A 13588-nucleotide genomic window follows, 5' to 3' on the forward strand; every position below is an offset into this window, starting at 1 on the left:
CTTCTTCAGCAGCTGAGTATCAGGCTTCCGACTTCGCGCCCATCTGCTGGCCGGTCTCGACGGTTCGTGATGGCCATTTGCGGAACATCGCCACCGACCCTATCAGCGCGGCGATGGCCGGAATGGCGGCAATGTAGCCAACCGATGACACGCTCAGATCCATGCTCACCTTGTTCCCCAGCAATGCCCCCGCACCGATACCAATATTGACGATACCGGAGTACAGCGCCATCGCCACATCGGTGGCATCCGGTGCCAGCGTCAGCACCTTCATTTGCAGGCTCATGCCGACGATCATAAACGCCATGCCCCACAGCATCGAGACCGCAATGGTGCCATATTCGCTGACCGACACCGCCAGCAGGATCAGCAGGCAGACCGAAATCACCCCAATCGACACCGTCAGCATCTGCGCAGGACGCTGATCGCCCATCCGGCTGAAGATGACGCTGCCGGCGATACCGGCGATGCCAATCAGGAACAGCAGCAGCGTGGCAAATCCTTCGGTGAAACCGGCCACCTGCACCACAAAGGATTCAATATAGGTAAAGGCGGTGAAATGGGCGGTGACAATCGCCACCGTCACCGCATACAGGCTCATCAGTGCCGGACGACGCAGCAGCGTCGGCAGGTTTTTCACCGAACCGCCTTGCTCAGACTTCACTGACGGCATCACGCGGATAATCATCCACAACAGTACCAACGCGGCGGCACCGATGATCAGGAAGGTATAACGCCAGCCGGCAAACTGGCCGATCACGCGCCCCAACGGCAAACCCAGCACCGACGCTAAAGCGGTGGCCATCGCCAGCAGGCTTAGCGCCTGGGCCCGTTTACCGGCCGGTGCCAGTCGCACCGCCAGCGACGCGGTGATCGACCAGAACAAGGCATGTGCCAGCGCCACGCCCGCACGGCTGATCAGCAGCACGTCAAAATTCCAGGCAAAAAACGACAGCAAATGGCTGCCGGCGAACAGGATAAACAGCACGATCAGCAGCGTGCGGCGATTCACCTGGCTGGTTGCCAGCATCAGCGGCAGCGACATCAACGCCACTATCCAGGCGTAGACGGTCATCATTATGCCGGCCTGCGACGACGCGAGGCCAAAACTGCTGCCAATGTCAGAGAGCAAACCAACAGGGATATATTCGGTGGTGTTGAACACGAAGGCGGCAACTGCCAGAGTCAAAACCCTGGACCAGGCAACCTTGCGCGAAACGGCTAACAAATCAGACATAGCGTGCAGCTCCTGGATGAAAGAAAGACGTCCGAAAGCGCAATAGTGTAGGTCGATTTGAATTTTATTCAATAAAAGTGTGACCAATATCTCATTTTTAAGATATGAATTCTGGATAAGGCGGGAATTGTTGACCGGAAAAAGTCATCAGGCGGAGCGGTAAATCAGGGCGGAACTGGCGTTCCGCCCTCAGTGTATTACTTCAGACGGTATGCGACAACCGCATCACCCTCTTTCGTGCCCAGTGAACCATGTCCACCTGCGGCAATCACCACGTACTGCTTGTTATCCGCGCCCATATAGGTTGACGGTGTGGCCTGGCCACCGGCTGGCAGCTCGGTTTCCCACAGCAGTTTACCGGTGCTGATGTCATACGCACGGAAGAAGTTATCCGCCGTTGCACCGTGGAACACCAAATCACCTGCGGTGGTCAGTGGGCCACCGTGTGCAACCATGCCCATTGGGAAACCAATTGGGAAGCGACCCGGCAGGAAGCTGGTTTTCAGGTTTTTGGTGGTGCCCACGCGGCGCAGCCACTCGGTTTTACCGGTTTTCAGATCCACGCCGACCATACGGCCCCACGGTGGCGCGATACACGGAATACCCAGGCTGGAAGAGAGCTGCTGGATATGGATTGCGTAATCGCCGTCGAAGTTCTCGTTCCAGTAAGGCGTGCCGTCTTTGGTGAACAGACGCTGAGTGGCCGTTTCTGGCGTGCGTTTGATCAGGTTGTACTTGTACGCCAGACGCACTGGAGAGGCAATCAGGATCTGACGCTGAGGATCCACGGTGACAGAACCCCAGTTGAAGACACCAATGTTGCCAGGGAAGATGATCGAGCCGCCTTCCGTTGCCGGTGTCCATGGGTTGCCATCATAACGCAGAGATTTGAAGTCGATGCGGCACGCCATCTGATCGAACGGCGTCAGGCCCCACATGGATTTCTCATTGATTGGGTCTGGCAGGAAGTTCAGCGCAGACACTGGCTGAGTCGGTGAATACTTCTCACCGGCAATCCCTTTGGTCGACACATCCACCTGATTGATTGGGTATACCGCTTCGCCGGTCAGACGGTTCAGCACAAACAGGTTACCGGTCTTGGTTGGCAGGATAACCACCGGCTGTTTTTTGCCCTGATAATCGATGTCTACCAGCGACGGCTGGGAGGGATTATCACGGTCCCACAGGTCGTGTTTAGAGGACTGGAAGCGCCATTTGAACTGGCCCGTTTTCAGATCCAGTGCCACCAGCGTGTCACGGAATTTCTCGGTGTTGCTGTTGGCATCACGCTCAATACCCAGTTCATCCGGGGATGCATTACCGAACGGCACATACACCAGGCCATTCTTAATGTCAGCACTCAGCGTGGCCCAGGCAACCGGCGTATCCTGCGGATAGGTCTGGCCCGCAGCAATCGGCTGGGTGTTTTCCGGATTAGCCGGATCGAAGTTCCACACCAGACGACCGGTGATCACGTCATAGGCGCGAATAACGCCCGATGGGTTGCCGGCGTTGAAGCCGTTATCCATCACGGAACCACCCACAATCACCAGATTACCGGCAACCAGCGGTGCTGCGGTTTGCATCAGCGCATGCGGACGGATTTCACCCATGTTGGCACGCAGATCGACCACACCGTTATTACCAAAATCAGCACACAGCTTGCCGGTATCGGCATCCAGCGCCAGCAGTTTGGCATCGTTCGCCGCATTGAAGATACGCTTACGGCAAACGGCTGGAGAGTTAGCCACGGCGGCAGGCTGTACGGCATTGGTCGCTGCCGCTTCTGGCGCTTCGTAGTAGCTCACGCCACGACAGGTCTGATGCTGCTGCAGATATGAGCGATCTTTGGTTGGCTCATATTTCCACTTCAGCGCACCCGTTTCCGGGTTCAGTGCATGCACTTCATTATGTGGCGTACAGAAGTAGATGCTGTTGTTCACCTTCAGCGGCGTGGCTTCGAACGTGTACTCTGACGCATCTTTCGCATCACGCAGGTCGCCGGTGTGGTAGGTCCAGGCCACTTCCAGATTGCTGACGTTGTCAGTGGTGATCTGCTTCAGGTTGGAGAAACGCGCACCGTTGTTGGTTCCGCCGTAAGCGGCCCAGTCGTTGCCTGCCACGTCGGTCTCTGCTGGCGCACGCTGGTTAGTGATGTTCCCTTCCTTTGGATACGGATCGTAAAACATCAGGCCAATCACAATGGCGATCATGATGATAACGGTGGTGCCCAGGAAAGGATGGAATTTGGCAGGGTTTGCAGGGTTCTGTGCTTTCGACAGCGGACGAACCACCCAGGGTAAGGCCAGCCAGACACCGATCAGGCCGATCAGATCGCCGCGAGGGATCCACTGCCATTTGTCGAAGCCGACTTCAAAAATCATCCACGCCAGAACAATCCACATCAGGATGGCGTAAATGGTTAAGGCAATCTTTTTATTCTTGAACAGCGCAACTGCGGTAATCAGCAGTCCGATTGCCATAATGGCATAAAATGGTGAGCCGCCGATCATCAGCAACTGACCACCCATGTAAAGCATAGCGAGACCCACAATCGCTATAACGATACTCGTCAATTTGTTAATCATTTTCATCTCTCAATGTATACAAATGGATAAATATTATCCTTACGAACCCTTACAATTCGACAACACAAATTTAACTAAAAAAACATTAGAAATAAAACCCATTTATTTAATGTATAGCAGGTTATTATTTCAGTACGGTAATACTTTGCAGCTACGGTAAGATCGGGGTCCGAGGCAGGTGTTGGGCATAAAAAAGCCTCTTTTACAGAGGCTTATTAGGAATTATTCTGACAACACGGGCTTTAGCGCCCTGCTTTCAACGGTTGTAAAGCATTTGAAGCTGTTGTTGATAGGCTAATATATCGTGTTCATTTCTAATTCTTGCAATAGCCGCATTCGCTTTCTGGTTAATCTGTTCCGGCGCGGCGAAGATCGACAGGATAATAGCCTTGAGCTGTTCGATGGTTTGCATACGGACATAATTTCGTTCCTGAATGGATTTCACGCTGTAATCCAGATCGTCATTCAGGCTATTGATGACCTGCCAGCCCGCCTGTTCAGGATTAATCTCCGGCAGTGCGCGGACATTGGTGGTGATAACCGGACAGCCACAGGACTGCATTTCCAGTACCGAGAAACCGTAGGTCTCAGCCCAGGTCGGCAACAGCCCGACATCCGCCTGCTGCAACAGCTTAAGTACCCGATCGTTCGGCATAAAGCCGACATGCTCAATCCAGCCGTGGCGGGCAATGACCGATTCTGTGTAGCTGGCAAACAGCGGGTCGTCCTGATAGTGGCCATGCGCGTAGTTATGTTTTTTCTCCAGGTCACCAATCAGCGTCACTTTAAGCTGCTCTGGGTTAATCAGGTTTTCTTCCACCAGTTCGCTGAAGGCGCGAACCACCTCACCGCCGCCTTTGCGGTAAAACTCATTACCAATAAAGACAAAATGAATCGGTTGAGAAGGATCGCGCGCTTCGCGGTGTGCCAGGGTGAGTTTTTGCGGTGGATGCATCACCACCGTTTTAGCCAGAATCGCCTTTGCCAGCTCAGGCGTGCGCAGAAACAGCTTGCTTTCCATCTTGTAAGCCGCACCGGAAAGCGCAATCAGCGCTAAACAGTTGTCGGCGGCCAGCAGCGGCGCCAGGCGATCCAGTTCAGGAAAATTGTCGCTTTTATCACCACTCTTTTGCGGCAGGACCCGCGGTAATTCTGTCTCAAAGGTGGCCACCCATTTGCGATCGGTCTGCGCTACCTCGTTAAAAAGATGGAATATATCGACATTCCCCTTGTCCTGGATGCTCAGGGGTTTAAAGAGAAAGTTCTTTCTTTTCTTCAAAACCTTCATATTAAGAAGATTAATATAGTAATAAACGTTTTTGGTCTTGAAGTTAATATATTCGACATTATTGTCGACAATAATTGTTCGCTTCTCAGGATAACTATCATTAGAAATGCCGACGATCATTCTGCACCTCGATTAGGTTTACGCTTCTAGCCCTGTGTGTTTGAGAAAACAGCATTGTCGGTTGCTCTCTTATATTTATGGCCATTACATCACCACAGCAATGACAAATTGTAAACATCCGTTTATTCCTATAGTTGACGCCCGGCCTTTATTCCTGATACCGCGACAATACCAGGTTAATTTTGATGTGAATTCGCTAATGTTAATCTTACAAATGATTTTTTCGGCGATTGTTTTTAATAATGGTAAATAACCAAATGGGTTTACGACGTGAAAGGAAGGTATAAGAGAAAATAAACAAATAAAAATATCAATTAAAACAACAATATGAAATTATTTCTTATGCGTTTTTATCATATTACCTTACTGCTTTTTACATTGCCTTCGGATTTACCTCAGGAATTACGCCCAGCCTAAGTTAAGTAAAGATATTAGCGGCTATGATGCAATAGCGTTCTCCCGTGCGAATCCTCTGATTAACATTGGCCATTGGGACAAAGAGTTGACTTATTCCACGGTAAAGGGCTTGATAGAATTATTAAAACCAACGCAGCCCGATGGGAATTTCAATGAAACTATCCGTAATCATCCCTGCCTATAATGTCGCACCGTATATTGTGGAGTGCATTGATTCTCTCCTGATGCAGATCTCTGCACCCAATGAATTAATTATTATTAACGATGGCTCTACCGACAATACGTTAGCGCTGGTCGAAATGCATTATCGCCACCTGAGTAACGTTAAAGTGTTTACCATTCCCAATGGCGGACTGGGCCAGGCACGTGACTATGGCATTCGCATGGCGATGGGCGAATTTGTCTTCTGTTGCGATCCCGATGATGTATTGGGTGCCGGCTTCTTTGATGAGCTGAACAGGGTGACCAATCAGCATACTGATGTGGAGATATTCTGCTTTAATTCGGTGATGTTTGATGATGATGCGGAAGCCAAAACCCAGCCTAAAATGGTCCATCAGCGCTTTGGCCTGATGCCCGCCAGGGCCGTTTTCACTTCGTTACTGGAAACCGACAGCTATACCTCGGCCACCTGGAACTATGCGCTGAAACGCGCGGTGATTATCGACAACGGCATGCGCTACAGCCGTCGCCTGCACGAAGACCATATTTTCACCGTCGAGGCCTTTCTGCGCAGCGGCAAAGCCTTCGTCAGTCGGAATGTCTATTATAAACAGCGCATAAGAAGTGGTTCTTTAACCAACAGCGCCAAAAACGACAGCTTCTACCGTCAGCGTTACGATGCCTTTTTATGCTCATACAACATTCTGCTGATGCTGTTGGATCAGGATCCTGACCGCGACTATCTGAAGCGTTTGTATGCCATCCAGCAGTTCAAGCTGATGATGTATCTCTGCGCCTGGGATAATACCGCCCCACCGCAATACCTTCTCGACGCGGTGCAGTACCTGGGACGCGACCTGAAGCCCGGCAGCCTGATCAATATGATCCTGTTAAATCACCCGGCGCTGTATGGCTCGTTAATCCGCATGAAGCTGAACCGCCGCATCGCGAAGGAAAAAAAGGTCATTCAGAAAGCAGCCTCCCGCTCAGTCGCTTAGCAAAAATAAGCTGACGGATTCTACACTTCACATTTTCTCCAACCAGCAGGGCCACGCTGCTGGTTTTTTTTTATTTAAAACGCCGCAATCATCGGTCGGGCGATGTAGCCAGAGTCTGCGACACTACCGGGCTGCCCCAGTTAAGGGGCAGCCCGGTTGCTATCAGAACGCTTCCCAGTTCTCACTGGTGTTTGAGGCGACGGCCATCGCCGGTTTCCTTACCGCGCGTAACGGGACAGATTTCACTGACACCGCCTTACGTTCCGCTTCCTGCGTCAGATGGAACACCGCAACGGCACTGTTAAGGTGGGCTGCCTGCTCTTCCAGCGACTGCGCGGCAGAGGACGCTTCTTCCACCAGTGCCGCATTCTGTTGCGTCACCCGATCCAGCTCTGACACCGCCAGCCCCACCTGACTGATGCCTTTGCTTTGCTCATCGGAAGCAGAAGAAATTTCGTCCATGATGTCGCGCACCTGCTTCACCGACACCACTATCGCCTGCATCGAGTCTTCGGCCTGTCCCGCCAGCTTCGAACCGTTCTGCACCCGCGCGGACGATTCGGCAATCAGGGTGTTAATGTCTTTGGCAGCGACAGCACTGCGCTGTGCCAGATTACGGACTTCTCCGGCCACCACGGCAAAACCACGACCATTTTCCCCGGCACGCGCCGCTTCAACCGCCGCATTCAGCGCCAGGATATTGGTCTGGAAGGCAATACTTTCAATCACGCCGGTGATTTCCGCGATTTTCTTCGAGCTTTCTTCCAGCCCGAAGATGGTTTTGATTACGCCATCGACGATCTCTCCGCCCTTTTCTGCCGTTTCCGCCGCTGACAGCGCCAGTTTTGCCGCCTGATGCGAGTTATCGGCATTCTGCTTCACGGTAGCGGTGATCTGCTCCATGCTGGCTGCCGTTTGCTCCAGCGAGGCGGCCTGCTGTTCGGTGCGGGAAGAGAGGTCGTTGTTACCGGCGGCAATTTCACTGACGCCGGTCAGAATGCTGTCCGAACTGGCGCGCACGTTACCCACGGTTTTCACCAGCGCCAGCTGCATGCCGTGCAGGCCAGCCAGCAAACGCGCCATTTCGTTACGCGCGCTGCGGTCGATCTCAATTGGCTGGGTCAGGTCGCCCTGCTCGATGGCGCGAATATGGCCCAGCGCCAGGTTCAGTGGCTGAATTAACACCCGGCTCATTACCCGCCAGCACAGGCCAATAAAGAACACCACAATCAGCAGAATGGAACCGAGCAGCCAAAGCATGGTGGCAAATGCCTGATTACTGCGGGTCGACGCCTGTTTGGACAGCTTGCTGATCGCATCGCGCCAGTGGTTATAGTCCGCTTCCATCGCCAGCTGATCGTTGGCGATATTCAGCCCAAACAGACCCGGCATATCGCGGTTAGCGGCAATGCCAATCAACGTCGATAGCTGCGTGGAATAAACCTGATAGGTGGCGGCCAACCGATCGTTTAACGCCGGATCCAGACCAGGAATGGCCGGACCTGACTGGTAATCCTTAAACCAACGGTCTGCCAGCGCAATCTGTTCTTTGCCATGCTGCACCATGCCTTCGATTTTGCTGCTTGATGGCCCGTCTTTCTGCAGCCAGATCAGGACGCGATTGCTGTCGGCGCGCGCGGCGTTCAACGCATACCAGGCGTTGGTTAACGCCATTACCTTGTCGTTTGCCGAACTGGCTGTTTCAAAACTGTCTTTATTGTCGCTAAGGGAAGAGAGAAAGAGAGCACCTGCAATAAGCTGTAATGCCCCGAAGGCGACAATGCTACACAGCAGGAAAGAGGAGGTTTTAATGCGGTTGAAAACTGACATATCAGCACCCTGTTAAATGTGACACAAATCACATTTATCGGCATAGTTACCGGTAACATTAGGGCTGGTTAAGGGTTTATTTCACCCCTTAACCGTTGATGATTGGCATGACCACAATCAGCTGCGTTCAATCTTTTTGGCCGCTTCATCCAGCGCATCGATAATGTCATACAGCGTGGCTTGGGAAAGCTCGGGATGGGACAAGCGGGTGTTGAGGGCCATTTTCATATTATGAATGGCACGCTCAATTTCCGGAATGCTGCGGTTATTGACCAGCACCGCCATCGAGGTCAGCCTGCCGATGATGGCTTGCAGGCTATCCTTAGCCTGTTCGAGCTGGCGTTCCCCTTCCTTCTCCAGAGCATACGCCTTGCGCGCGGCCTGCGGATCCTTAACCCGAATGCAGTCCATCTCTTCCAGCAGCGTCAGATTGGGGTAGATGATGCCCGGGCTGGGCGAATACTCGCCTTTCGATAGCTCCTCAATCGACTTTATCAGCTCGTAGCCATGCGCTGCACCCTGCGCGATAAAGTGCAGGATCAGCAGCCGGATATCGCTGGCATCCAGCATTTTTTCGCGCCGTTTTCTGCGTACTTTGGCACAGGCTTCCTGCTGGGCCGGATCCTGAGGCGATTGCGGGGAGAGTTTCATGTGCTTATTTCTGATGCCAGTAAGCGACCGCGCGCACAAAGTCGGCTTCTTTTTGCCGTTGGCCGGTAAAGTAATCGCTCAGCAGTTTGACGGCTGCGCCCTCACCGGTCAGCCAGATAAAATAGTCTTCATCTGGCAAGGCAATCTGATCCAGCTTGCCGATCAAATCCGTGGCGATTGCGGTATTCATGTTGCCGCTGCCTAACCAGCAGACGTCAACCCCGTCCAACTCTGGCAGGTATGCTGTGCCGGTGGCTTCATCAGCCCAGGCAAACAGCCTAATCTTGCTGCCGCTCATTGTTGCCAGACGGCGCTTAAAGGCGGGAAGCCCGGTTTCATCGCAGACATACAGCTGGAAATCATAATCCTCTGGCACCACCAGCGAACCGCGTGGGCCGCCGACCGCCAGCTTGTCGCCCGGTTGCGCTTTCGCCGCCCAGTCGCTGGCCACGCCGGACTGATGAAGATAGAAATCGAGCGTCAGCGTTGACTGGCCATCAAAGAACAACGGCGTGTAATCACGCGCGACCGGCCGGACGCCGTCTTTCCACACCACGCCATCCTCGGTGATTTCCGGCAGGTGAAACTCACCGGTCTTAGGATCGGGGAAAAAGACTTTAATGTGATCATCAAAACCTTGCGAAGTGAAGCCTTCAAGGGCTTCGCCACCAAATTCGATGCGGTAGAAGTTGCCGGCAATAAATTCCTTCGAGACCACTTCTAACGGGCGAAAACGCAGTTCATTTCTTACGCGGCGCGGGATGCGACGACTTTTTTCAGCGAACTCAGACAAGATCATTCTCCCAAATGGGGTGGCGAACCCGTGATTACGCGCCAACTGGCTTGGGCTAAAATATATCTATGATATATCTTGATCACAAGCTAATTTGTTAACGCTTGGCACGGGCCGCCGGATAGCTCACCTGCACACCTTCCTTTTTTGATGTTAATTATCAGATAGGTAGAGCACGCGAAGGGGTGGATTTTTAGTTAAGTCAGAAATGAGATAGGATGAAAATTCGTTCAATCTCACCCGCAAGGATTAGCAGGTGCCGTATGTTTTTACTTTATAGATATAGCGATCTTGAATGGGAGTTAACCCCCGAGGATTACCCTTTCATTTTATCGCCTGACAGAGCAATGGATCAGACAAAGAAGTATTATGACCTTAATCAAAACCACTACAGCCATTTCTGGTCCTTCGAATTACCAACGCGTTTATTTTCTAACCCTCAAACCTGGCAACCCGCTCAAGCAGGATACAGCGATCAGGTTTACGATACCGTCAAAGAATCTCTTCAAATAGGCTGGCTGATAGGCATTAACTTTATGGAGGATTGGAGTCCTTACAACAATCCTTTTTATGTTGATGATAAAGGTAATCTGGTTTGTGAAGCCCCGAACCGGTATCACGAATGGTTTGTCTGCGAAGTTATTGATGGTTACAACGATGCGGTTATCAGACGAGGTGGTATTAAGGCCTCACCGACTGAACGTATCCATCATGGCAATTACTGTGCAGAACCAAAGCAACATGCACAGACTGCAAGGACAATAAACAGTAAAGCAGCAGGTCGCTTATTGGCTGCTGGAGGTCTATATAATGGGAACACTGAAGATTTTTCCAAAACAGCTCAACAACTTGGAGGAGATGCTCCGGCAGGTTATAAGCAGGTGCTGAATAGCAACACTGCTGGTACGGCGATTGCTATCGCCTCAGTGGCAGCTGGACTTGGACTTGGTCGATTAAGTACGTTGAGTGAGGCTGAACGGTTATCTAAGCTAGCTAAGTCTGATGTCCTCACTGCGAATTCGCTGGCTAATGCAGCTAAACAACGATACCCAAAGCAATATGAACAGTACTCTAAGTTACCTGACCAAAACCTGGATAAAGCAATCAGTAAGCATGCAAAGCAAATAACTGAACACACCGAGTATTTGAATGATCCGATAAAGCGGAAAGTTCACGTACCGCGCTGGGATACTTTAACATCGCAGCATCAGGAAAACTTAATGCATCACTGGCAGCAAGATGTTAAACGACATGAAGCTTATATGTCGATTGCCAAAGACATTCTTAAGGAGCGTAAATAATGGAATTCAATGCATATGAAGCTTTGGTTGCCACACTCGGAGAAGCGCTTAGCGAACTGGCTCTGGATGCTAAGGCTCAGCAGGTTGCTTCGACAGGCACCCGTAATGAGGATTTTCAGACCGGTTATCTCTCGGCATTCCATCGGGTCATCACGCTGGTGCAACAGCAAGCCGAAATTTACGATATCGACCTGCAAGAAATTGGGTTAGATAAAATCAAAGAGTCTGACCTGATTTAATCACCCTGGCGGAGCATCAGATTCTCGACAGCAAGGCCAACGGGGTGAACTGCCAGGCGATGAAGTCAAATCAGCCACTAAAAAAGCCGGGGATTATCTCCACCGGCTTTATAAAATCAGAAAATCGACCCGCGTTTAACGCTTTGCACGGGCCGCCAGATCCTCAGGGTTTCGCTGCGGCGGTTACCCGCCAGACCACATTGCCGGCATCATCCGCAATCAGTAATCCCCCCTGCCGATCCATGGTTAGCCCGACAGGCAACCCGCGCACCTCTTTCTGGTCATCAGTCAGGAATCCGGTCACCACCGGTTTAGGCTGGCCCACCGGCTTGCCGTCTTTAAAGGCAACCCAGACAACCTGATAGCCATTCAACGGTTTACGGTTCCAGCTGCCGTGTTCACTGATAAAGGCGCCACCGCGATAGTCTGCCAGGTTATCGCCCTGGTAGAACCACAATCCCAGCGGGGCTACGTGCGAACTCAGGGCATAATCTGGCTTGAGCGCTTTGGCGACCAGGTCCGGACGCTGCGGGCTGACGCGTTGGTCGATATGCTGGCCGTAGTAACTGTAAGGCCAGCCGTAGAAACCGCCCTCCTGCACTGAGGTCATATAGTCCGGCACTAAATCGGCACCGATCTCGTCACGTTCGTTGACGATCGCCCACAACTTGCCGGTTTTCGGTTCCCATTGCAGACCGGTTGGATTGCGCAATCCGCTGGCGTAAATACGGCTGGCACCGGAAGCAACATCGACTTCCAGAATGTCCGCGCGGCGGTATTCAGCGCCAATGCCGTTCTCGGTAATGTTACTGTTGGAGCCAATCCCCGCATACAGCTTACTGCCGTCCGGGCTGGCCAGCAGCGACTTGGTCCAGTGGTGATTGATTGGGCCGCCCGGCAGCTCGGTCAGCTCGGTGCCGGCGTCACCGATCTTCGTTTCCCCGCTTTTATACGGATATTTTCGAATCGCATCGGCGTTGGCGACATACAGGTTGTCGCCAATCAGCTGGATACCAAACGGCGAATAAAGACCTTCGAGGAAAACGTGTTTTTCCCAGGTTTTCCCATCGCCGTTGCTGTTTCTGAGCAGCGTGATCCGGTTGCCGCCCGCACCGCCTTTGCCGGACGCATTTTTAATGAGGCCGGTGATCAGCTGTTTTGGCTGGGTGGTCGGCGCTTTTGGCCCGCTGCCTTCAACCACCAGAATATCGCCGTTCGGCAAAGTATAAAGCTGCCGTGGATGTTGCAGGCCGTCGGCAATTTTCTCGATGTTCAGCCCTTCCGCCACCTTTGGCTTTTCGCCCTCTTTCCACGCGGCACCCGCAGGCACCTGCATCGGCGGGATCAGGAAGTTTTTGGCTGCCGGAAGTTCAGGATTTGCCCCGGTCTGCCGGGAGGGATCGATTTTCGCGCCATCATCACAGCCTGAAATGACCAGGGTAATTGAGACGGCCAGCAACGAGAGGATCAGTGATTTAGGGATCATAAAACCTCCTGAGTGCGGGTACGTAAAGCCAGCTGAACATTCGCAAACAGCAGCAGTAGCACCACCAGCGTGGAAAGGATTGCGCCAGTCGGCACGACGGCAAAGGCATCACGGCTGTGAACAAAGGCGTTGAATACCGCCAGCACAATCGCCAGCAGCCAGGCCCAGAAATGAATTTTGATTGCCGATCCCTGCGGATAGGAATGCCCCACCCACACCTGAACCAGATTGATCAGACGGGGGATAATGGCGATCACCAGACCAAAAGCAATCAGCCAGCTGGCGGCCCGGGTCCAGACGATCTCCGTGCTGTAGATATAAATAATATCGAACATCCAGGCGGCAACAAAAAAGCCAAGAGGCACGGGATTCAACAGCGAATAAAGGGCAACAGCCAGGGCGGAATTACGGGATGGTGCATGAGATGACATTCACAGGCTCCTTTTACAAAATGTGCACGGCGAAGGGAAAAGCCGAC

The 13588-nt window shown here is 52.4% G+C and carries 11 protein-coding genes; 3 read left to right on the forward strand and 8 right to left on the reverse strand.

The window, feature by feature from the left end:
* Window positions 1–19: 19 nt before the first annotated feature.
* The 3 genes from E2F51_RS18425 to E2F51_RS18435 all read right to left on the reverse strand — a co-directional run bounded on the left by E2F51_RS18425 (window position 20) and on the right by E2F51_RS18435 (window position 5113).
* Complete coding sequence (locus E2F51_RS18425) at window positions 20–1237, reverse strand: sugar transporter (RefSeq protein ID WP_013202264.1); 1218 nt, start codon at window positions 1235–1237, stop codon at window positions 20–22.
* Window positions 1238–1434: 197 nt separating this feature from the next.
* The gene (locus tag E2F51_RS18430; RefSeq protein ID WP_134824199.1) at window positions 1435–3825 is read right to left on the reverse strand and encodes a membrane-bound PQQ-dependent dehydrogenase, glucose/quinate/shikimate family; all 2391 of its coding nucleotides are present in this window, start codon (window positions 3823–3825) and stop codon (window positions 1435–1437) included.
* Between the two features lie 256 nt (window positions 3826–4081).
* Window positions 4082–5113: a glycosyltransferase family 4 protein gene (locus tag E2F51_RS18435; protein WP_225309835.1), complete on the reverse strand. Its 1032-nt coding sequence runs from the start codon at window positions 5111–5113 to the stop codon at window positions 4082–4084.
* 689 nt (window positions 5114–5802) lie between these two features.
* Between E2F51_RS18435 and E2F51_RS18440 the strand changes: the two genes are divergently transcribed.
* On the forward strand, window positions 5803–6810 hold the full coding sequence (locus tag E2F51_RS18440) for a glycosyltransferase family 2 protein (RefSeq protein ID WP_245174132.1): 1008 nt from the start codon (window positions 5803–5805) through the stop codon (window positions 6808–6810).
* A gap of 162 nt (window positions 6811–6972) precedes the next feature.
* Here E2F51_RS18440 and E2F51_RS18445 read toward each other — a convergent pair whose 3' ends face one another.
* The 3 genes from E2F51_RS18445 to E2F51_RS18455 form a co-directional block, all read right to left on the reverse strand.
* Window positions 6973–8640 (reverse strand): methyl-accepting chemotaxis protein, encoded by a 1668-nt coding sequence (locus E2F51_RS18445; protein ID WP_134824201.1) that lies wholly within the window; start codon window positions 8638–8640, stop codon window positions 6973–6975.
* A gap of 117 nt (window positions 8641–8757) precedes the next feature.
* Complete coding sequence (locus tag E2F51_RS18450) at window positions 8758–9291, reverse strand: PadR family transcriptional regulator (protein WP_134824202.1); 534 nt, start codon at window positions 9289–9291, stop codon at window positions 8758–8760.
* A 4-nt stretch (window positions 9292–9295) separates the two neighbouring features.
* Window positions 9296–10090, reverse strand: coding sequence for a siderophore-interacting protein (locus E2F51_RS18455; protein WP_134824203.1), 795 nt, complete (start codon window positions 10088–10090; stop codon window positions 9296–9298).
* Between the two features lie 257 nt (window positions 10091–10347).
* Here E2F51_RS18455 and E2F51_RS18460 point away from each other — a divergent pair, with 257 nt between their 5' ends.
* Together E2F51_RS18460 and E2F51_RS18465 are read left to right on the forward strand one after the other, a co-directional pair.
* Window positions 10348–11385: a hypothetical protein gene (locus E2F51_RS18460; protein WP_134824204.1), complete on the forward strand. Its 1038-nt coding sequence runs from the start codon at window positions 10348–10350 to the stop codon at window positions 11383–11385.
* On the forward strand, window positions 11385–11624 hold the full coding sequence (locus E2F51_RS18465; protein ID WP_134824205.1) for a hypothetical protein: 240 nt from the start codon (window positions 11385–11387) through the stop codon (window positions 11622–11624). The genes E2F51_RS18460 and E2F51_RS18465 overlap by 1 nt, the downstream gene beginning before the upstream one ends.
* 163 nt (window positions 11625–11787) lie before the next feature.
* Here E2F51_RS18465 and E2F51_RS18470 read toward each other — a convergent pair whose 3' ends face one another.
* Entirely contained in the window at window positions 11788–13110 is a 1323-nt protein-coding gene (locus E2F51_RS18470; protein WP_134824206.1) for a sorbosone dehydrogenase family protein, read from the reverse strand.
* Window positions 13107–13541, reverse strand: a complete 435-nt coding sequence (locus E2F51_RS18475) for a DUF2231 domain-containing protein (RefSeq protein WP_013202273.1) — start codon at window positions 13539–13541, stop codon at window positions 13107–13109. Before E2F51_RS18475 ends, E2F51_RS18470 begins: the two co-directional genes overlap by 4 nt.
* Between the last annotated feature and the right edge of the window lie 47 nt (window positions 13542–13588).

This window comes from Erwinia sp. QL-Z3, assembly GCF_004551645.1.
Taxonomy (GTDB): Bacteria; Pseudomonadota; Gammaproteobacteria; order Enterobacterales; family Enterobacteriaceae; genus Erwinia; species Erwinia billingiae.